This window comes from Streptomyces sp. NBC_00335 (assembly GCF_036127095.1).
In the GTDB taxonomy this organism is placed as follows: domain Bacteria; phylum Actinomycetota; class Actinomycetes; order Streptomycetales; family Streptomycetaceae; genus Streptomyces.
The window spans coordinates 3163776-3184711 of the sequence record NZ_CP108006.1 but is presented as its reverse complement, the minus strand read 5'-3'; the positions used below and the strand labels follow the sequence as shown (position 1 = coordinate 3184711).

Annotated in this window: 17 protein-coding genes; 13 read left to right on the top strand and 4 right to left on the bottom strand. The window is 71.0% G+C overall.

What is annotated here, in order from left to right; genetic code table 11:
- Window positions 1-2: 2 nt before the first annotated feature.
- On the bottom strand, window positions 3-536 hold the full coding sequence (locus OHA37_RS14010) for a MarR family winged helix-turn-helix transcriptional regulator (RefSeq protein ID WP_266912767.1): 534 nt from the start codon (window positions 534-536) through the stop codon (window positions 3-5).
- Between the two features lie 331 nt (window positions 537-867).
- On the opposite strand from OHA37_RS14010, the gene ilvA reads away from it, so the two are divergent.
- The 3 genes from ilvA (at window position 868) to OHA37_RS13995 (ending at window position 4155) form a co-directional block, all read left to right on the top strand.
- The gene (ilvA, locus tag OHA37_RS14005) at window positions 868-2100 is read left to right on the top strand and encodes a threonine ammonia-lyase (protein ID WP_266905143.1); all 1233 of its coding nucleotides are present in this window, start codon (window positions 868-870) and stop codon (window positions 2098-2100) included.
- A gap of 166 nt (window positions 2101-2266) precedes the next feature.
- Window positions 2267-3307, top strand: coding sequence for an ATP-binding cassette domain-containing protein (locus OHA37_RS14000; protein ID WP_266905141.1), 1041 nt, complete (start codon window positions 2267-2269; stop codon window positions 3305-3307).
- On the top strand, window positions 3304-4155 hold the full coding sequence (locus OHA37_RS13995) for an ABC transporter permease (RefSeq protein WP_266905139.1): 852 nt from the start codon (window positions 3304-3306) through the stop codon (window positions 4153-4155). Before OHA37_RS14000 ends, OHA37_RS13995 begins: the two co-directional genes overlap by 4 nt.
- Window positions 4156-4236: 81 nt before the next feature.
- Here the strand turns inward: OHA37_RS13995 and greA are convergent, their stop codons facing one another.
- Window positions 4237-4734: a transcription elongation factor GreA gene (gene greA, locus OHA37_RS13990; protein ID WP_266905137.1), complete on the bottom strand. Its 498-nt coding sequence runs from the start codon at window positions 4732-4734 to the stop codon at window positions 4237-4239.
- Between the two features lie 196 nt (window positions 4735-4930).
- On the bottom strand, window positions 4931-5344 hold the full coding sequence (locus tag OHA37_RS13985) for a DUF4307 domain-containing protein (RefSeq protein WP_266905135.1): 414 nt from the start codon (window positions 5342-5344) through the stop codon (window positions 4931-4933).
- A 152-nt stretch (window positions 5345-5496) separates the two neighbouring features.
- On the opposite strand from OHA37_RS13985, the gene OHA37_RS13980 reads away from it, so the two are divergent.
- The 4 genes from OHA37_RS13980 to OHA37_RS13965 all read left to right on the top strand — a co-directional run bounded on the left by OHA37_RS13980 (window position 5497) and on the right by OHA37_RS13965 (window position 8639).
- Entirely contained in the window at window positions 5497-6783 is a 1287-nt protein-coding gene (locus tag OHA37_RS13980; RefSeq protein ID WP_266905133.1) for an RNA-guided endonuclease InsQ/TnpB family protein, read from the top strand.
- Window positions 6780-7661, top strand: a complete 882-nt coding sequence (mca, locus tag OHA37_RS13975; RefSeq protein WP_266905131.1) for a mycothiol conjugate amidase Mca — start codon at window positions 6780-6782, stop codon at window positions 7659-7661. Before OHA37_RS13980 ends, mca begins: the two co-directional genes overlap by 4 nt.
- Before the next feature lie 2 nt (window positions 7662-7663).
- Window positions 7664-7882, top strand: a complete 219-nt coding sequence (locus OHA37_RS13970; RefSeq protein ID WP_266905129.1) for a hypothetical protein — start codon at window positions 7664-7666, stop codon at window positions 7880-7882.
- Between the two features lie 91 nt (window positions 7883-7973).
- Window positions 7974-8639 carry a hypothetical protein gene (locus OHA37_RS13965; protein ID WP_266905127.1) on the top strand — a complete coding sequence of 222 codons (666 nt, stop codon included), beginning with the start codon at window positions 7974-7976 and terminating at the stop codon, window positions 8637-8639.
- Here the strand turns inward: OHA37_RS13965 and OHA37_RS13960 are convergent.
- A complete protein-coding gene (locus tag OHA37_RS13960) occupies window positions 8636-11950 on the bottom strand; it encodes a tetratricopeptide repeat protein (RefSeq protein ID WP_266905125.1) in 3315 nt (1104 codons plus the stop codon). The two genes, OHA37_RS13965 and OHA37_RS13960, sit on opposite strands and share 4 nt — an antisense overlap.
- Window positions 11951-12074: 124 nt before the next feature.
- Between OHA37_RS13960 and OHA37_RS13955 the strand changes: the two genes are divergently transcribed.
- The 6 genes from OHA37_RS13955 to OHA37_RS13930 all read left to right on the top strand — a co-directional run bounded on the left by OHA37_RS13955 (window position 12075) and on the right by OHA37_RS13930 (window position 20930).
- Window positions 12075-12824 (top strand): DUF4344 domain-containing metallopeptidase, encoded by a 750-nt coding sequence (locus tag OHA37_RS13955; RefSeq protein WP_266905123.1) that lies wholly within the window; start codon window positions 12075-12077, stop codon window positions 12822-12824.
- A gap of 87 nt (window positions 12825-12911) precedes the next feature.
- On the top strand, window positions 12912-14159 hold the full coding sequence (locus OHA37_RS13950) for an RNA-guided endonuclease InsQ/TnpB family protein (protein ID WP_266905121.1): 1248 nt from the start codon (window positions 12912-12914) through the stop codon (window positions 14157-14159).
- A 120-nt stretch (window positions 14160-14279) separates the two neighbouring features.
- A complete protein-coding gene (locus OHA37_RS13945; protein WP_266905119.1) occupies window positions 14280-16334 on the top strand; it encodes a thioredoxin domain-containing protein in 2055 nt (684 codons plus the stop codon).
- 289 nt (window positions 16335-16623) lie between these two features.
- Window positions 16624-17994 (top strand): glycosyltransferase, encoded by a 1371-nt coding sequence (locus OHA37_RS13940; RefSeq protein WP_266905117.1) that lies wholly within the window; start codon window positions 16624-16626, stop codon window positions 17992-17994.
- Complete coding sequence (locus OHA37_RS13935) at window positions 17991-19748, top strand: ArnT family glycosyltransferase (protein ID WP_443046161.1); 1758 nt, start codon at window positions 17991-17993, stop codon at window positions 19746-19748. The genes OHA37_RS13940 and OHA37_RS13935 overlap by 4 nt, the downstream gene beginning before the upstream one ends.
- 6 nt (window positions 19749-19754) lie before the next feature.
- A complete protein-coding gene (locus OHA37_RS13930; protein ID WP_266905115.1) occupies window positions 19755-20930 on the top strand; it encodes a glycosyltransferase in 1176 nt (391 codons plus the stop codon).
- Window positions 20931-20936 lie beyond the last annotated feature (6 nt).

Sequence of the window (20936 nt, the reverse complement as noted above, 5' to 3'; positions counted from 1 at the left end):
CCCTAGGAGGCGGGGCCGGCCTCGGAACCGGGCTCGGAGCCGGCCGACATCAGCTCGGACAGCGAGACGTTGAAACGGGTCAGCAGACCGGTGAACGCCTCGCGCTCCTGCTCGTCCCAGCCGTCCGTCACCCGGGCCATCAGCTCGCGCCGCGAGGAGCGGACCTCCTCCAGCCGCGCCAGCCCGCGCGGGGACAGCGCGAGCACGACGGCCCGCCCGTCCTCGGGGTGCGAGGTCCGCTTGACCAGGCCGCTGTCGACGAGCGGGGCGACCTGGCGGGTGACGGTGGAGGAGTCGATGCCCATCCCGCCGGCGAGCGCCTTGACGCCCATCGGGCCTTCCAGGTCGAGCCGGTTCAGCAGCAGGTACGCGGCCCGGTCCATGGAGTTGCGGGCCTGGCCCACCCCGCCCAGGCGGGTCTGCTCGGCGCGCCGGGCGAAGACCGCCACCTGGTGCTGGAGCGCGTCGAGGAGACCGGCTTCGGCGGGCGCGCCGGCCGGCGCGGGCAGGTCGGAACTGGCCGGGGTGGAGGGCATGGCCGTGGGCTCTCTTCGCATGGGGCCGACAAGGATGGGGGACAGAGTACGCGGCCGTGCGACGGCTCGTACTCCTCGTACGAGAACTGATACGACAGCGCTGAAACGGCGACTACGAGCCGTCCCGCATGGCGAGATTCCGCCGCTCGGGCCCGCCTTCCTCCGGGCTCCATCCCGCCTCCATCCCGTCCTTCCTCCCGGCTCCCACACCGCCCCCTCCAGCCCCTCCCGGCTCCCGCGCCCCTGCCGCGAGCGCCCCCGCGGCCCCGCCGCTCACCCGTCCCGCCCAGCTCAGCGGAGTGCGCGGCGGACCGGCTGCGAGACTGGCCGCATGAACTACCGAGTGCCGCAGCCCGTCCCGCAGGTCATCCTCGACGACGTCCGGGGGGCCCAGAAGATGCTCTCCGGCGTTTCCCGGGTGACCGCGATGGAGGGCAGCCGGTACCTCTCCTCGCTGACCGGCTCCCCGGTCCACTTCAAGTGCGAGAACCTCCAGCGCACCGGCTCCTTCAAGCTGCGCGGGGCGTACGTGCGCATCGCGGGCCTGCGCCCCGAGCAGCGGGCCGCCGGGGTCGTCGCCGCCAGCGCCGGCAACCACGCCCAGGGCGTGGCACTGGCCTCCTCCCTCCTCGGGGTCCGCTCGACCGTGTTCATGCCGGTCGGGGCGCCCCTGCCGAAGGTGGCCGCGACCCAGGACTACGGCGCCGAGGTGCGGATGCACGGGCAGGTCGTGGACGAGACGCTGGCCGCGGCACAGGAGTACGCGGACCGCACGGGCGCCGTGTTCATCCACCCCTTCGACCACCGCGACATCATCGCGGGCCAGGGCACGGTCGGTCTGGAGATCCTGGAGCAGTGCCCCGAGGTGCGCACGATCCTGGTCGGCATCGGCGGCGGCGGGCTCGCCGCCGGGGTGGCGGTCGCGGTGAAGGCGCTGCGCCCGGACGTCCGGGTGATCGGAGTGCAGGCGGCGGGCGCGGCCGCGTACCCGCCCTCGCTGAAGGTCGGGCACCCGGTGTCCATCGACAACCCGAACACGATGGCGGACGGCATCAAGGTGGGCCGGCCCGGCGACATCCCCTTCAAAATCATTGGCGAGCTGCTCGACGGCGTCCGTACGGTGTCCGAAGACGCGCTCTCCAGCGCGCTGTTGCTCTGCCTGGAGCGGGCGAAGATGGTGGTCGAGCCGGCCGGGTGCAGCCCGGTGGCCGCGCTGCTGAGCGAGCCCGAACTGTACGGCGACGGCCCGGTGGTGGCCGTGCTGTCCGGCGGCAACGTCGACCCGCTGCTGCTGCAGCGGATCCTGCGCCACGGCATGGCGGCGGCCGGCCGCTACCTGTCGCTGCGGCTGCGGGTGACCGACCGGCCGGGGGCACTGGCCGGTCTGCTGGGGGAGTTGTCAGTGGTGGATGCGAACGTGTTGGACGTGAGCCATGTGCGGACGGACCCGCGGCTGGGGCTCACCGAGGTGGAGGTGGAGCTGCACCTGGAGACGAAGGGGCCGAAGCACTGCGCGGAAGTAGCGCGGGCGCTGCACGGCGCGGGGTACAAGGTCATGGGCTAGCAGGTCATGAGCTGACGCGAGGGTCCCCGCCCCGAACCGGTGGCGAGACGCGATATGACGCGATACGGTGTCGCCCGTTCGGCCGAGCGAGGTCGGCTCGGCGCCCATAGGATTCGCGTAGGAATGTCACGATTCAACCGGTTCGATTCGCACTGGGAGTACCCATATGCCAGGCGCCATCTACGCCGAAGGTCTGGTCAAGACCTTCGGCGACGTACGGGCTCTGGACGGCGTTGACCTCGATGTACCCGAAGGCACGGTCCTCGGTCTGCTCGGCCCCAACGGCGCGGGCAAGACCACGACCGTACGCGTCCTGACCACCCTCCTCCAGCCCGACAGCGGCAAGGCGGTGGTGGCCGGGATCGACGTCCTCAAGCACCCCAACGAAGTCCGGCGTTCGATCGGCCTCTCCGGCCAGTTCGCCGCCGTCGACGAATACCTCACCGGCCGGGAAAACCTCCAAATGGTCGGCCGGCTCTACCAGATGGGCGCCAAGGCGGCGAAGGCCCGGGCCGACGAACTGCTGGAGCGCTTCAACCTCGGCGACGCCGCCGACCGCACCGCCAAGACGTACTCCGGCGGCATGCGCAGGCGCCTCGACCTCGCGGCGGCCCTCGTGGTCAGCCCGCCCGTGATGTTCATGGACGAGCCCACCACCGGCCTCGACCCGCGCAACCGTCAGCAGCTGTGGGGGATCATCCAGGAACTCGTCGCCGGCGGCACCACCCTCCTCCTCACCACCCAGTACCTGGAGGAGGCCGACCACCTCGCGCACGACATCGCCGTGGTCGACCACGGCCGGGTCATCGCGCGCGGCACCTCCGACGAGCTCAAGGCCCGGACGGGTGGCGAGCGCGTCGAGGTCGTCGTGCACGAGCGCGAGCACATAGCCACCGCGCGCGAGGTCCTCGCCGGCTTCGGCAAGGGCGAGACCACCGTCGAGGAGCACACCCGCAAGCTGACCGTGCCGGTCTCCGGCGGCGCCAAGCTGCTCGCCGAGGTCATCCGTGAACTCGACGGACGCGGCATCGAGATCGACGACATCGGCCTGCGCCGTCCCACCCTGGACGACGTGTTCATCTCCCTGACCGGCCACGCGGCGGAACTGGCCGCCGAGGAGAACGGAGAGGCCCCCGCCGACGCGAAGGCCGCGAAGGCCGCGAAGTCGGCGGGCAGCCGCAAGGACCGTAAGGAGGTGGCGAAGTGACCCTCACCTCCACGACCCCGGAGTCGGCGGCTCCCCGCCCGCGCGGCGGCATCGTCCAGGGGGTCAACGACTCCCTGGTGATGGCCAAGCGGAACCTGATCCGCATGTCCCGCATCCCCGAGATGGTCATCTTCGGGCTGATCCAGCCGATCATGTTCGTCGTGCTGTTCAGCTACGTCTTCGGCGGCTCGATGATGATCGGCGGCTCCACCAGCGCCAGCGACTACCGCAACTTCCTGATGGCCGGCATCTTCGCGCAGACCGTCACCTTCGCCACCGCCGGAGCCGGCGCGGGCATCGCCGACGACATGCACAAGGGCCTGATCGACCGCTTCCGGTCGCTGCCGATGGCCCGCGGCGCGGTCCTCACCGGCCGCACCCTCGCCGACCTCGTGCAGACCGCCCTGACCATGGTCGTCCTGGCGATCGTGGCGCTCCTCGTGGGCTGGCGCATCCACGAGGGCGTACCGAAGGCGCTCGCGGGCTTCCTCCTGCTCCTGCTCCTGGGCTACGCCTTCTCCTGGATCGGCGCCTTGATCGGCCTGTCGGTGCGGACCCCGGAGGCGGCCACCTCGGGCGGGCTGATCTGGCTGTTCCCGGTCACCTTCATCTCCAACGCCTTCGTGCCCACGGAGAACATGGCGGGCTGGCTCCAGCCCATCGCGGAGTGGAACCCCTTCAGCGCGACCGTGCAGGCCTGCCGAGAACTCTTCGGCAACCCGGGTGTGTCGCCGTCGGACGCCTGGCCGATGCAGCACCCGGTGTGGGCCTCACTGCTCTGGTCCGTTGTGATCATCGTGGTGTTCCGCACCCTCGCCGTACGCAAGTACCGCTCGGCGACGGCGTAGGCAGCCGTCCCCCCTCCGGAAAACACCTCGCCCCGCCGAGCAGCAGCTCGGCGGGGCGACGTGCGAAAAGAAAGGGGGTGATCAGCCGGTGAAGGGCTTGACGTCGAGGATCTTGACCGAGGCCTGCTTGCCGTTCGGCAGCTCGTACTGGGCGTCCTCGCCGATCTTCTTGCCCATCACACCGGAGCCCAGCGGGGACTGCGGGGAGTAGGTCTCGAAGTCCGAGGAGGCGTACTCGCGCGAGGCCAGCAGGAACTCCATGGTGTCGTCCTCGTCGCCGTCGAAGGCGATCTTGACCAGGGTGCCGGGGGCCACCTCGCCGTCGGAGGCGGGAGCCGTACCGACCTTGGCCTTCTCCAGCAGCTGCGTGAGCTGGCGGATGCGGAGCTCCTGCTTGCCCTGCTCCTCCTTGGCCGCGTGGTAACCGCCGTTCTCACGGAGGTCGCCCTCCTCGCGGGCGGCCGCGATCTTGATCGTGATCTCCGACCGTGCGGGACCAGAGAGGTACTCCAGCTCGGCCTTCAGCTGGTCGTACGCCGCCTGGGTCAGCCAGGTGACGCTCTCGCTCGTCTGGGTCACGGGTGCTCCTCGTCGGTACAGGGACAACAAAGCCGCCAGCGGCGGACGAAACCACGAGCCTAACAATTCGGGAAGAAAAGGGGGAGGACGCCAAGTGTGTGAACTGCGTCCGGTCACCCGTGGAGTCACCCGTCGGGGCACCCCTCGCGTGCCCGCCGGGGCGCTCCTCGCGTGCCCGCCGGGGCACGCCTCGGCGTCAGCCCGCGGAACCCGCCACGCGACAGCCGATCAGGTCGATCATCGTCGCCCTGCCGGTGGTCTTCAGCGTGACCATCTCGTCCACGCGCCCGCTCTTCTGCGCGAAGGTGAAATCGGCGCGGCCCACCTCGCCGTGCCCCTCGTCCTGCGAGCTCAGCGTGCACACCCCGGTCTCCGAGGCCCCCTTGCGGACCTCCAGGTGCACCTCGACCGCGGAGTCGGAGACGACCTTGAACTTGATGACCTCGGCGCTCACGCTCTGCCCGGCCACGTAGTCCCAGCCGATCCAGCCGACCATGCCCAGCAGCCCGGCTCCGAGAACCGAACCGATGATCTTGAGCTTGCGGTCCGCACGCTGGTCCGCCGACCGGCCGTAGCGGTCCTGGGGCAGCTCTTCGCGTACCGCGCTCATCGATCGTTCCCTTCGAGGGGGGCGAACACCGGAAATCCCAGCCCGGGGGAGGGCGGTCCCGCCATCGTAGACGCGGAGTACCCCGGTTCCTTTCGCGCCTGCCGTGATCTGCGCTTTCCGGCATTGTCAGTGGGCTCGGTTAGGTTGATCGCATGACGGCACGACAGGAGAAGGAGGAGACCGGGCTTGCTCGGTTCACCTACCGGCTCCGCGTGTCTTCCACCGCGCTCGCCGGGTTGTCGGGGGAGTGGGCGCGGTGCCGGTGGGTCTGGAACGAATGCTGTGCCCGGTCGCGGAAGGCCCGGGCTGAGAATGAGGAGTGCGGTCCGGCTCGGCTGGACAAGATGCTGACTGAAGCCCGCAACCGCAACACCTGGTTGGGTGACGGCAGCAGCGTTCCGCAGCAGCAGTCGGTGCGGGACTTCGGGAAGTCCCGCACCAAGGCCTTGAAAGACACGAAGGCCCGATTGCCGATTCGGCAGCGGGCGGGAATGCCCACGTATAAGAAGAAGGCCAAGGCCGATCCGAGCCTGAACTACACCCGGCGCGGTTTCCGGATCAAGGACGGCCGCCTGCACCTTGCGGGCGGCATCAGCCTCACCGTGGTGTGGTCCCGCGCACTTCCGGCGGCCCCGTCGAGCGTGCGGATCTACCGCGACACCCTCGGGCACTGGTACGCGTCCTTCGTAGTCCCCGCCGAAGCCGAGCCGCTCCCGGGAACGGGCGCGGTGATCGGGATCGACTGGGGCGTGAAGGAGACCGCGACCACCACGAGCGACTCCCATGACCTCCCGCACGCCGAGCACGGCAGGAAGGCCGCTGCCAGGCTCGCGCGCTATCAGCGGATGATGGCCCGCCGGAAACCGGCGAAGGGCAGGCGCGGGTCGAGGGGCTGTCGGGCGGCGAGGAAATTGACGGCGAAGCTCTACAAGCAGGTGGCCCGGCAACGCCAGGACGGCGCCCGAAAGTGGGCCAAGACGGTCGTCCGCGATCACGACGCCCTTGCTGTGGAGGACTTCCGCCCGAAGTTCCTTGCCAAGTCCGCCATGGCAGGTAAAGCGGCCGACGCTGCGATCTCCACCACCAAGCGTGAGCTGATCAACATGGCTCGCAAGCATGGGCGTATCGTGCACCTGGTCCATCCCGCGCACACCACGATGGACTGCGCGCAGTGCGGAGCGAGAACCAAGCACGCACTGCCTCTCTCGGAACGTACCTACACCTGCACCGTGTGTGGAGCTGTGTCCCCCAGGGACAAGAATTCCGCCCGTGTGATGCTGGTCCGGGCTGGTCTCAACCCGGCTGGTGCTGATCGTGTAAGAGCTGAGGGGCCGCAGGCCCACAGCCAACGTGAGCCAGGAATCCCCGACCCTCAGGATCGGGGAGGATTCAATATAGGAGGCGCCCGCCTGAACGACTCAAAGAGGATCCTGTCTTGACCGAGCAGCTTCGACTGATGGCCGTCCACGCCCACCCCGACGACGAGTCGAGCAAGGGCGCGGCCACCATGGCCAAGTACGTGTCCGAGGGGGTGTCCGTGCTGGTCGTGACCTGCACGGGTGGTGAGCGCGGCTCCGTCCTCAATCCCAAGCTCCAGGGCGACAAGTACATCGAGGAGCACATCCACGAGGTGCGCGCCAAGGAGATGGACGAGGCGCGCGAGATCCTCGGCGTCGACCAGGAGTGGCTGGGATACGTCGACTCCGGGCTGCCCGAGGGCGACCCGCTGCCGCCGCTGCCCGACGGCTGCTTCGCGCTGGCCGACGTCGACGAGGCGGCCGGCCGCCTGGTGAAGAAGATCCGCGCCTTCCGGCCGCAGGCCGTCACCACGTACGACGAGAACGGGGGCTACCCGCACCCCGACCACATCATGACCCACAAGATCACGATGGTGGCCTTCGATCACGCGGCCGACACCGAGAAGTACCCCGAGGCCGAGTTCGGCCCGGCGTACCAGCCGCAGAAGCTCTACTACAACCAGGGCTTCAACAAGCCGCGCACCATCGCCCTGCACGAGGCACTGCTCGCCCGCGGCCTGGAATCCCCGTACGGCGAGTGGCTGGAGCGGTGGAAGGAGTTCGAGCGCAAGGAGCGGACCCTGACCACCCACGTGCCCTGCGCCGACTTCTTCGAGATCCGTGACAAGGCGCTCATCGCCCACGCCACGCAGATCGACCCCGACGGCGGCTGGTTCCGCGTCCCGATGGAGATCCAGAAGGAGGTCTGGCCGACGGAGGAGTACGAGCTCGCGAAGTCCCTCGTGGACACTTCCCTCCCCGAGTCCGACCTCTTCGCGGGCATCCGGGAGAATGCGTAGCTATGAGCGCTACGCAAGCAGCAATCGTCCAGCTCCTCCCGCTGGCCGGCGACACCTTCGACAAGAACAAGGTGACCCCGGGCCTCCTCGGCTTCATCGTGTTCGCGGCCCTCGCCCTCGGGGTGTGGGGCCTGATGAAGTCGATGAGCCGCCACATGGGCCGCGTCGACTTCAAGGAAGCCCCCGAGCCCGCCCCGACGGAGGGCACGCGCGCCCCGTAGGGGCCGCGACACCGGTACGGGACCTCCTGCGACCGCCGCCGCGCCGTGAATCCGGTGGGGCGGCGGACCTTCGCACGGGCATGATCGCCGGATGAACACCTCCGCCGGCCCACCGGCCGTCACCGGCTCCGCGGCCGTCACCGGCCCCGCGGACTTCGACGGCGAGGCCGTCTTCGGACCCCTGCGCGACGCCGGGGTCCGGGACGTCCTGCTGCCCGGCTTCATCGACCGCGACGGGCCGCTGCCGCTCGTGCGGCCGCTGGGCTCCACCGTCTACCTGGCCCTGGCCGACGGCGGCCACATCCGGCTCGACGCCGTCCGCGGCGAAGGACAGCTCACCCTGAGCCGGACCGACGCCCCGCGGTGCCCGCCGGAGCACGAGGACGACGACGAGTTCGCCGTCGTCCCCTACGGCCCGCACTTCCTCGGCGACGACAGCGACATCCATGCCGTCACCCGCGTCCGGTACGTCCTCGACGGCGCCGGCGCCCGCCTGCCCGGCGCCTTCCGCTGCGCCGAGCTCTCCTTCCAGTACGGCGGACGGCTCTTCCTCGACCCCATGTACTACTGGGGGATCCGCCTCCAGGGCGCCGGCGCCTACGAGCAGTGGCTGGCCCACCACCGCGACCGGCCCGGCCACGGGCCGTACACGGAGCACGCCTGGCACCCGCAGGCACCGGCCGATACGGCCGCACCGGCCGGCGCGGTGGCACCGGCCGGTGGGGTCGCGCCGGCCGGTGAGGCGGCACCGGGCTAGTGCGGCGGCAGGGCCACCGGGACGCCCATGATCTCCCGCGAGTGCAGGTTCGGCACGAGCGACAGCCGCCACGCCTGCCAGCCCTCCGCCGGGTCCACCCCGCGCCCCAGGATCACCGTGTAGGACTCCAGGCAGTCCTCCAGCCGACCGTCCCGCATCGGATGCGGGGCCGCCGCCAGCCGCGCCAGCTCCGTCCGCGCCTCGTCCGGGGCCGCCGGGAGCGCGTACGGCAGGAGCGTGCAGCGCAGGAACCGCGCCCAGTCCTCCCCGCGCCGGTCCCCGTAGGAGATGAACAGCCGCACCGCCTCCTCGCACAGGTCCAGCGCCTGCGCGGTCCGCCCGTTGCCCGCGTCCACCACCGCCAGCTCCAGACAGGTCCAGGCCTCCCCGTGGGCCAGCCCGATCCGCCGGAAGTCCGCCCGCGCGTCCACCAGCAGCTGCCGGGCGAAGCCGGAGTTCTTCAGGTTCCCCGTCTGCGCCGCCCGCTGGTCGCGCGTGACCCGGCCCGAGTGGTGGCGGGCGTGCGCCAGCCCGTACACGTCCCGCATCCGGGAGAACATCGTGCGGGCCCGCTCCAGCTCCCGCACCGCCCGGTCCCGCTCCCCGGCCTCCTCCAGCGCCTGACCCAGGTAGTACAGCGTCCACGCCTCACCACGCGCGTCCTCCGCCTCCCGGTGCCGGGCCAGCGCGTCCCGCAGCCGGTCCAGCGCCGGCCCCGGATCCCCGTCCACCACCCGGGCCCGGCCCAGCTGGGTCAGCGCCCACGCCTGCCCGCGGTCGTCGCGCGTGCGCCCGTACAGCTCCAGCGCCAGCCGCAGCTCCGCCTCCGCACGCGGCACCTCGCCCAGACGCAGGTACACCTGGCCCAGCTGCAGGTGCGCCCAGGCCTCGCCGTGCACGCTCTCGCTCTCCCGGTGCAGCCCCAGCGACTCGCGCAGCAGCCGCAGCGCCTCCGCGAGGTGCGCGCGGTCGCGCTCCACCGCGCCGAGCGCGTGCAGGCCCCACGCCCGGTCGCCCGCCAGCTCGTCCGAGGCCTGCAGCACCAGCGCCTCGCGGATGCGCGCCGAGGCCTCGGGGAGGTTGCCCTGGTGGTGCAGGGTGATCCCGAGCGAGACCAGGGCCATGCCCGCGCCCGCCTCCTGCCGGGCCTCCTTGTACTGGTCGACCAGAGACGTCAGGGTGGTCCGCGACTTGTCCAGCTCACCGAGCTGGCGGGCCGCGATACCCGTACGCCACTGCACCGAGCGGACCAGCAGACCCTGGTCGACGGCCTGCGTGAGCTCGTTGATCTCCCCGAGCCGGTACAGGTCACCGCGCAGCAGGCAGAAGTCGCAGAGCGCGCCCAGCAGATCCAGTACGGCCTGCTGGTCCACGCCCTCCGAATGCCGCAGCGCCGCCGTGATGAAGCTCGACTCGTCGTCCAGCCAGCGCAGGGCCGCGTCCAGGGAGGCGAACCCGTGCCCGCCGACCGTGCTCGCCTTGGACAGGGCGTTCGCCCGCGTGGACATCTTCCCGTCGACCATCCGGATCACCGAGTCCGCGAGCTGCGCGTACGTACGGATCAGCCGCTCGTGCGCCGCCGCCGCGCCCGCCCGGTCCTCGTCCTGGGCCAGGCGCGCAGCCGCGTACGCACGCACCGCGTCGTGCATCCGGAACCGGTCCCCGCGCACGTGGTCCAGCAGCCCCGCCCGCGCCAGCTCGCGCAGCAGCCGCCCGGCCTCCACCTGATCCGCGTCGATCAGCGCCGCCGCGGCCGCCGCCCCCAGCGAGGCCCGGCCCGCCAGCGTCAGAAGGCGCAGCAGCCGGCGCCGCTCCTCGGGCAGGGCCGCGTAGGCCAGGTCCAGGGCGGCCTCCAGGGAGCCACCGGGCTCCGCGGACTCCCCGCCGACACCCCCCAACGGGGCCAGCACGCGCAACGCCAGCGGCAGGCCGGCGCCCAGCGCGAGCAGCGCGCGTACGGTCTCCTCCGGGTACGGGGCCACGGGCGCGACCACGCCCGCGCCGGTGGCTGCGCCGGCCGGCTCCGCCCCCGGGACGCTCGCCCTCGCGGCACCCGTCCCCTCGGCCCCCGCGCCCGCTGCCCGGACCAGCTCCGCCCCGGCCTCCTCCGCCAGCCGGGTCACCGGCAACTGGTACACCCAGGCCGCCAGCTCGGCAGGCAGCTCCAGCGGCTCCCGGGCCGTGACCAGGACCAGGCTCTCGGAACGCTCGGGCACGAGCATCCGTACCTGCGCGGCGTCCACGGCATCGTCCAGGACCACCGCCACCGGGGTCCCCTGCACGTGCTGGTGGTACAACTCGCCCAGCCGGCGCACCTGCTGCTCCGCCGACGAGCCCTCGCGGAACAGCAACTGCTCGCGCGGCGCACCGAGCCGGTTCATCAGGTGCAGCAGCGCCTCGCGCGTCGGCAGCGGAATCGCCGAGGGCCCGGAGGCGCCCCCGCCGCGCAGGTTCACCACGCAGGCACCCCTGAACTGGTCCCGCAGCGCCTGCGCCGCGTGCAGCGCGAGCGTGGTGCGGCCCACCCCGGGCTCCCCGTGCAGCACCACGACCACCGGCCGCGTCTCGGTGCTCGCCCGGGCACTGTGCACCCACTGCGCGATCCGGGCCAGCTCGGCCCGACGCCCCACGAACGCACCCTCCAGAGCAGGGAGTTGGCCGAAAGACTGCTCCAATATGGCCCGCCTGCGGGCCTCGGCACTGCGATTGGCGCCGCGCAACGGAAGGGCGGAGCCGCCGTTGCCCGCCCCGTTCACCTTGTGCGGGGCGTGCAGCGCCGCCGCCACCTTGCGCTGCTGCTCCAGGAAGGGGCGTATCCCGCGCATCTCCAGCGCCGACAGCCACTGCAGCTTGAGCTGCTCCGCGCCACCCGGCCGGCCCGCCTCCCCGGCCCGCCGGTTCGCCGCGGGCAGGTGCAGGGCGGTCACCTTGACCACGGTCGCCGTCGCCCCGGCCACGCCCACCACGGCGCCGGTGGTCAGTGCCGTACCGACCGCCACGCTGAAGGCCAGGTCGGCCACGATCGCGGCGGCGGCCGCGACCCCCGTGACCAGCAACGCGGTCGAGATGTTGGCCCGCCGGAAGGCCTCGCCGAGCGACTCGTCACCGGCGGCCGCCTCGTCCAGCGCGCGCGTGTACGCCTCGTACTCGGTGGCCGCGCTCGCCGCGAGCGAGTCCAGCGCCTGCCTGCCGCGCGCCAGCAGCGCCGCCTTGGCCTCCGGAGTGCCCGCCGCCCCGCCCGCCCGCCGGGACTCCTCCTCCACGGCCCGCCCCAGCAGCCGCTCGGCCTCACCGCGATGACTGTCCCGCATCGGCATCCCCCTCAGAGAGCTCCGGCAACGTGCCACAAGTGTCCTTCGGTACGGTCGCGAGCGCGAGGGAATCTGAGCTAGTTCAGAGGGAGTTGGAGCGCAACCGGTCACATAGGGTGTATCGATGACCAGACGTTGGGGAACTCGGGGACCGGTCGCCACGGCAATCGCGCTGCTCCTGGCGACCGCCGCCTGCGGGCTCTTGCCGCCGGAACCGGTGCCCACCAGCGGCTTCTGGCTCCGCTACGAGAAGGCCGCGCCGGCCGACGAGGCCGACGCCCGGTTCCTCCGCAACTGGCAGCTCGCCGAGTTCACCCTCGCCGACCTCAACGACTACGTCGACCTCCCCCACCTGGTCACCGTCCGCGCCAAGTCCTGCCACGGCGAAGGCACCGGCTACGACCCGGACACCCGCACCATCGAGCTCTGCTACGACGACCTGGCGGAGCAGCGCGAACACTTCGACGACGAGGACCTCTCGGAACTCGTCCGGGAGACGATCTACCACGAGGCGGGCCACGCCCTCATCGACGCCCTGGACCTCCCGGACGAGGGAGCCCGCGCCGAGGAGGACGCCGCCGACCGCTTCGCGCAGGTGGCCCTCTTGACCCGCGACCCCGAAGGCGACGACACCCTCCTGATGGCGGCCCGCGCCTACGACCTGTCGGCCGCCGCCGACCCCACGCCCGACCCCACGGACGAACACGCCCCGGACGCCACCCGCGCCGAATCCCACCGCTGCGCGGTCCAGGGCGCCTTCCCGACCCGCCACAAATCCCTGGCGACCCCGGCCCGCGCCGATTGCGCCGCCACCTGGACCCGCACCCGCGACGCCTGGCTGGAGGCTCTTGTGCCGTTGCTAGTGGGGCAGTAGCGGTCATCGATGATCCAGAGGGATCAATTTCGTACGTTTGTGGTGGTCTCGTTCATTGGGTCGCATTCCAGGGCTATCGTCGTTCCTGTGCAGCTCCGATATAACTACCGGATATATCCGGATGCTTTCCAGCAGGGTGCGCTGGCGCGGGCATTCGGCTGTGCTCGTGTGGTGTGGAACGACTGCTTGCGTGTTCGTAAAGAAGCACACATGGAGGGGCTGCCCTATCCGGCCTCGGCTGCGATGTCCAAACTCCACATAACCCAGGCGAAGCGCACCGCGGAGAGGTCCTGGCTAGGTGAGGTTTCTGCCGTCGTGCTGCAGCAGTCGCTTCGGGATCTGGATGCTGCGTTCAAATCCTTCTTCGATTCGATTGCGGGCAAGCGCAAGGGGAAGAAGGTCGGCCCGCCGCGGTTCAAGTCGAAGAAGGACACGCGGCAGTCCATTCGGTTCACGTCCGGCGCCTTCCGGCTGAAGAGCAACGGGCTGCTGTATGTGGCAAGGGTGGGTGACCTCAAGGTCGCTTGGTCGCGGGACCTGCCCGTATCTCCAACGTCCCTGACGATTGTCAAGGATTCGGCAGGTCGGCACTTTGCGAGTTTCGTCGTCAAGGTGGATGCCGACCCTCTGCCGGAGACGGATAGTGAGGTTGGTATCGATCTGGGTCTGGCGACGTTCGCGGTGCTCTCTGACGGCACGAAGATCGTGGCCCCCAAGTTCCTGCGACGTGCTGAGAAGAAGCTCAAGAGGCTGCACCAGGACCTGTCGCGCAAGACGAGAGGGTCAAGGAATCGCGGGAAGGCACGGACCAAGGTCGCCAGGCAGTATGCCCGGGTGGCTGACCAGCGTAGGGACTGGCATCACAAGGTGTCGACACGAATCATCCGCGACAATCAAGCGGTGTACGTGGAAGACCTCGCTGTGTCCGGACTTCTGCGCACCCGGCTCGCCAAGTCGGTTCACGACGCAGGATGGTCGAGGTTCGTGAGCATGCTGGAGTATAAGGCTGCCAAGCATGGCAGGTACTTCGGGAAGATAGGACGCTTCGAGCCGACCACCCAAGTCTGCTCCCTATGCGGACACAGAGAAGGCCCCAAACCTCTGAACGTCAGGAAATGGACCTGCGAAGAGTGCGGGGCTGTGCATGACCGGGACGAGAACGCAGCAATCAATACCCTGGCCGCCGGACGGGCGGACAGGCTAAACGCCTCGTGGAGCGCAGGTAAGACCGGATCGAGAGGCCCGGCGCAGCGCGATGAAGCAGGAAGCCTCCGAGACGGTCCTGTGGCCGTGGCAGGAGTCCTTGGCCCGCGGGCCAAGGTGCACGTCAAATGAACGAGCACTTCGTGATGACGGGGCCGTACCGGTCGCGGCGGTTGTGGGCTGGGGCGGCCGAACTGCGCGAGCGACGTGGCAGGTCGCATGGGTGGACTTGCTGCGCATAGATTTGGCCCCATGTCGAACCGCCTCGCGAACGAGACCTCCCCGTACCTGCTCCAACACGCCGACAACCCCGTCGACTGGTGGCCCTGGTCCCCGGAGGCCTTCGCGGAGGCGCGGGAGCGCGGGGTGCCGGTGATGCTCAGCGTCGGATATTCGAGCTGCCATTGGTGTCATGTCATGGCCAACGAATCCTTCGAGGACGAGCTGACGGCCGTCTATCTCAACGAGCACTTCGTCAACGTCAAGGTCGACCGCGAAGAGCGTCCCGACATCGACGCCGTCTACATGGAAGCCGTGCAGGCCGCCACCGGGCAGGGCGGCTGGCCCATGACCGTGTTCCTCACCCCCGACGCCGAGCCCTTCTACTTCGGGACCTACTTCCCGCCCGAGCCCCGGCACGGGATGCCCTCCTTCATGCAGGTGCTCGAAGGCGTGCGCACCGCGTGGGTGGGGCGGCCCGAGGAGGTGGCGGAGGTCGCGCAGCGGATCGTACGGGACCTCGCGGGGCGGCAGCTCGACTACGGGAAGGCGGGCACCCCCGGGCCCGAGGAGCTCGCGCAGGCGCTGCTCGGGCTGGTGCGGGAGTACGACGCTGCGCGCGGCGGCTTCGGCGGGGCGCCGAAGTTCCCGCCGTCCATGGTGTTGGAGTTCCTGCTGCGCCACCACGCCCGGACCGGGTCCGAGGGGGCGCTGGAGATGGCGGCCGATACGTGTGAGGCCATGGCGCGCGGCGGGATCTACGACCAGCTCGGGGGCGGGTTCGCGCGGTACTCCGTGGACCGGGAGTGGGTCGTGCCGCACTTCGAGAAGATGCTCTACGACAATGCGCTGCTCTGCCGGGTCTACGCCCACCTGTGGCGCACCACCGGCGACGAGCTCGCACGCCGGGTCGCGCTGGAGACCGCCGATTTCATGGTCCGCGAACTGCGCACCCATGAGGGCGGCTTCGCCTCCGCGCTGGACGCCGACAGCGAGGACCCGGAGACCGGGAAGCACGTGGAGGGGGTCTACTACGCCTGGACTCCCGCCCAGTTGCGCGAGGTGCTGGGGGAGGAGGACGGGGAGCTGGCCGCCGCCTGTTTCGGGGTGACCGAGGAGGGGACCTTCGAGCACGGGATGTCCGTGCTCCAACTGCCGGCGCAGGGGCCGGACATCGGTGACGACCGGATCGCCGGTTTCAAGGAGCGGCTGCTCGCCGCGCGGCAGGCGCGGCCCGCGCCCGGCCGGGACGACAAGATCGTCGCCGCGTGGAACGGGCTGGCCATCGCGGCCCTCGCCGAGTGCGGGGCCTTCTTCGACCGGCCCGATCTGGTCGAGCGGGCCACGGAGGCCGCCGACCTCCTCGTGCGGGTGCACATGGACGGGATGGCGCGGCTCGCGCGGACCAGCAAGGACGGGCGCGTCGGGGTCAACGCCGGGGTGCTGGAGGACTACGGGGACGTCGCCGAGGGGTTCCTGGCGCTGGGGGCCGTCACCGGGGAAGGGGTCTGGCTGGAGTTCGCCGGGTTCCTCGTGGACCTGGTGCTGGCCCGGTTCACCGCCGAGGACGGCTCGCTGTACGACACCGCGCATGACGCGGAGCAGCTGATCAGGCGGCCGCAGGACCCGACCGACACCGCGGCTCCCTCCGGCTGGACCGCCGCCGCCGGCGCGCTGCTCTCGTACGCCGCGCACACCGGTTCGCAGGCGCACCGTACGGCGGCCGAGCGGGCGCTCGCCGTGGTGCACGCGCTCGGGCCGCGCGCTCCGCGTTTCATCGGGCACGGGCTGGCGGTCGCCGAGGCGCTGGTCGACGGGCCGCGGGAGGTCGCGGTGGTTGGGCATCCGGAGGATCCGGCGCGGGCCGAGCTGCACCGGGTCGCGTTGCTGGGGACGGCTCCCGGTGCGGTCGTGGCGACGGGTCTGCCGGGGGCGGCGGACGGCAGTGGCGGGGAGTTCCCCCTTCTGGCCGAGCGCGCGCTCATGCACGAGCTCCCCACGGCGTATGTGTGTCGACATTTCGTCTGCGCGCGGCCTACGACCGATCCGGTCGAGCTGGCGGAGCAGTTGGGGACGGTTCGTCCCTGAAAGTAGTGGAGTAGCGTCAATTCCGGTTGCCTGAAGGTCACTTCGGCAACGTGATTTTTATCTGGATAGCGCCTACGCGTCATCTGCGCTGCCTAGTCTCGTGACTTCGGAGTCACCGATCAGTCACTGACAGCGCCCTCGGGCGCCGGGGAGCGCGCACCGGGGGTTGCGCACGCGGGGGGAATCGGGGGCGGGGCGAGGGCGGCGGGCTGGGGAGCCTGCCGCGCGTCCGCCCTCGGGGGGTTGGGGAATCGCCGCTTGGGGTTGCGGCATGTCTGTGGGGGACGCTTTGTTCATATCCGTGTTCATTTGTGTCGTTTCGCTCGCGCTCTTCTGGATGGCGGCGTTCACGCTCTGGTGGCAGATGCACGCCTGGCGGACGCCCGAGACGCTCGCCTCGACCCGTTTCGACCGCCCCGACGGCGGCGGCCGGCTGGCCTTCTCGCTGCTGCTGCCCGCCCGCCACGAGCAGGCGGTCCTGGAGCACACCATCGAGCGGCTCCTGGAGTCGAGCCACCGCGACTACGAGATCATCGTGATCGTCGGCCACGACGACCCCGGGACCGCGGAGGTGGCCGAACGTGCGGCCGCCCGCGCGCCCGGTCTCGTACGCGTCATCACCGACCACCACGAGGTCAAGAACAAGCCGAAGGCCCTCAACACCGCCCTCCCGCACTGCCGGGGCGACATCGTCGGGGTCTTCGACGCCGAGGACCAGGTCCATCCCGAGCTGCTGTCCCACGTGGACCACGCCTTCCGCGCCACCGAGGCCGATGTGGTCCAGGGCGGGGTCCAGCTCATCAACTTCCACTCCAGCTGGTACAGCCTGCGCAACTGCCTGGAGTACTTCTTCTGGTTCCGCTCCCGGCTGCACCTGCACGCCGAGAAGGGCTTCATCCCGCTCGGCGGCAACACCGTCTTCGTGCGCACCGAGGTGCTGCGCGAGGCCGGCGGCTGGGATCCGAACTGCCTCGCCGAGGACTGTGACCTGGGCGTACGGCTGTCCTCCGTCGGCAAGAAGGTGGTCGTCGCCTACGACTCCGACATGGTGACCCGCGAGGAGACCCCGGGTTCCCTGGTCAGTCTGCTCAAGCAGCGCACCCGCTGGAACCAGGGCTTCCTCCAGGTGTACCGCAAGAAGGACTGGCAGCAGCTGCCCGGCCGCGGCCAGCGCTGGCTGGCCCGCTACACGCTGATGACCCCGTTCATGCAGGCCACCTCCGGGGTCGTGATCCCGGTGAACTTCGCCGTGGCCGTCTTCCTCGACGTGCCCGTCGGCGTCGCGATCGTCACCTTCCTGCCGATGATCACCGCGATGGTGACCTTCGTCTTCGAAGTGGTCGGCCTGCACGACTTCGGCCGCCAGTACGGGCTGCGGGTGCGCTTCACGCACTACGTCAAGCTCGTGGTCGGCGGCCCGTTCTACCAGGTGATGCTGGCCGGCGCCGCGATCCGCGCGGTCTGGCGCGAGCAGCGCGGACGCAACGAGTGGGAGCTCACCAGCCACACCGGAGCCCACCTCGCCTCGGCGTCCGCGTCCGCTTCGGTGACCGCGTCCGCGTCCGCGTCCGCGAGCGCGTCCGGAGCCCCGAGCACGCCCGGCATCCGTAGCAGTGCCGGCGCCCCGAGCACCCTCACCCGAGAGGACAGCCCCCGGTGACCACCACTCTGCCCACGGCCACTGATCCCCAGCCCGGTGCCGCCACCACCACCGACGCCGCTGTCGACGCCTCCACCGGGGCCGCCCGCATCCCGCGCCAGCGCAGCGGCGGGCTCGGGGTCCGCCCGCCCGCGCCCGCCCGGCCGCTCGTCCGGTTCCGTTCCTCGCGCCCCGATCTGCTGCTGTGCGGGGCGCTGCTGCTCGCGATCCTGCTGGTCCAGGGCTGGAACATCACCAACTTCCCGACCCTCAGCGACGACGAGGGCACCTACCTCGCGCAGGCCTGGGCCGTCCAGCAGGGCAAGGGGCTGGCCCACTACACCTATTGGTACGACCACCCCCCGCTCGGCTGGATCCAGATAGCGGGCCTGACCTACCTGCCGTCGCTGTTCGTGCCCGACTCGATGACCGTCGCACCGATGCGGTTCTCGATGCTCGCGGTCTCCGCCGCCAGCGCGGTCCTGCTGTACGTGCTCGCGCGCCGGCTCTGGCTGCCGCGCTGGGCGGCGGGTCTGGCCATGGGCCTGTTCGGGCTCTCCCCGCTCTCGGTGGTGCTGCAGCGGGAGATCTTCCTCGACAACATCGCCGTGATGTGGATGCTGCTGGCCTTCTGCCTCGCCGCGTCCCCCAGCCGTCACCTGTGGCACCACTTCGCCTCCGGACTGGCGGCCGCCACCGCCGTGCTGACCAAGGAGACGATGCTGGTGGTGCTCCCGGCGCTGCTGGTGACCATGTGGCGCCACAGCCACCGGGACACCCGCAAGTTCGCCGTCACCGGCGCGGTCACCGCCTGTGTGCTCATCGGGGTGACGTATCCCCTGTACGCGCTGCTCAACGCGGAGCTGCTGCCCGGCTCCGGCCACGTCTCGCTCATCGGCGGGATCGTCTACCAGATGGGCCGGGCCGGTTCCGGCTTCATCCTGGACCCCGGCTCCGGCTCGCACGGGGTCTTCGAGTCCTGGCTGTACTACGACACGGTGCTGCCGCTCGGCGGTCTGGCCGGCGCGGTCCTGCTCCTCGTCACCATCCGCTGGTCGGTCACGGCGCGGGCGCTCGCGGGCCCGGCGCTGGCCGTGGTCATCCTCGCCCTCGTCGCCCTGCGGCCCTCCGGCTACCTCCCGGCGATGTACGTGATCCAGGCGCTGCCGTTCCTGGCGCTGGTCCTCGCCGGGGGCGCGGCCAGCGTCACCCACGCCGTGCTGCGCCGCCGCCGCGCGCCGGGGGAGCGGCGGGCCCTGGCCTACGGGCGGTGGGCGCTGATCGGCGTCCTGGCCGCCTCGGCCCTCGTGTACCTCGTCCCGCGCTGGTACGACGGCAACCGGACGGCGCTGACGGTCGACGCGAACGCCCCGTACCGGCAGGCCGCGGCCTGGCTCGGGCGCGAGGTGAGCGAGCCGGCCACGACCCGGGTGCTGGTCGACGACGCGCTGTGGCTGGACGCCGTGCACCACGGGTTCGACCCGGGGCTCGGGGCCATCTGGTTCTACAAGGCCGACCTGGACCCGGCGGTCACCAAGACCCTGCCGGGCGGCTGGCGGGACATCGACTACGTGGTCTCCTCGCCCACCGTCCGGCGCGACGCGGCGCAACTGCCGAACGTGAAGGCGGCGTTGGAGCATTCGACGGCGGTCGCCGTCTTCGGTACGGGTGAGGACCGCATCGAGATCCGGCGCACGGACACCACGGGCACCACGGGCACCACGGACACCGCGGACCGTACCGGCCCCACGGACCCCACCGTCAACGGGAGTTGATCCGGCATGAGCGAAGACCTGTGGTCCCCGCATGCCCCGCCCCTACCGGAGGCCGCCGTCGAGGCGCCCGCCCCCGGCAGTGTCACCCTCATCGTCCCGACCTTCAACGAGGCCGGAAACGTGGCGGAGTTGCTGCGCAGGCTGGCCGCCGCGCTGCCCGCGCACCTGCCCTGCTCGGTGCTGTTCGTCGACGACTCCACGGACGACACCCCGGCCGTCATCGAGAAGGCCGCCCTGGAGTGCGCCTTCCCGGTGGCGGTCCTGCACCGCGAGAGCCTGGACGGCGGGCTCGGCGGGGCGGTCGTGGCGGGGATCGCGCGGGCGGACACGGACTGGATCGTCGTCATGGACGCCGACCTCCAGCATCCGCCCCACCTGGTCCCCGAGCTCGTCGGGGAGGGGGAGCGCACCGGCGCCGACCTGGTCGTGGCCTCCCGGTACATCGCCGGGGGCAGCCGGGCCGGGCTCGCCGGGAGTTACCGGATCGCCGTCTCGCGCGGAGCGACCTGGCTGACCAAGGGGCTCTTCCCGCGGGCCCTGCGCGGGATCAGCGATCCGATGAGCGGGTTCTTCGCGATGCGCCGCTCGGCCGTCACCCAGGAGGCGCTGAAGCCGCTGGGCTACAAGATCCTGCTGGAGCTGGCCGTGCGCTGCCGGCCGGCTCGGGTGGCCGAGGTGCCCTTCGTCTTCCAGGACCGATTTTCGGGGGAGTCGAAGTCCACCGCCCGTGAGGGCCTGCGCTTCCTGACCCATCTCGCCTCGCTGCGGTCCGCGACCCCGCTGGCCCGCATGATCGGCTTCGGGCTGGTCGGGCTCTCCGGCTTCGTCCCGAACCTGGCCGCGCTGTGGATGCTCACGCACACCGGGATGAACTACCTGCTCGCCGAGGTGGTGGCGAACCAGGCCGGGGTGCTGTGGAACTTCCTCCTCATCGAGACCCTGCTGTTCCGCGACCGGCGCCGCCACCGGCACTGGGCCGACCGGTTCGGGCGCTTCACCCTGCTGGCCAATGCCGATCTGCTGCTGCGGATCCCGCTGATCGCGGTGTTCGTCGGCACCTGGGGCTTCGGCGTCCTGTCCGCGACCGCGCTCGCGCTGGTCGTCACCTTCGTCCTGCGTTTCGCGGCGACGGAGGCCCTCGTCTACCTCCCGCGCAAGGCGGGCTCCGCCCGCACGAGTTGAGCCGCA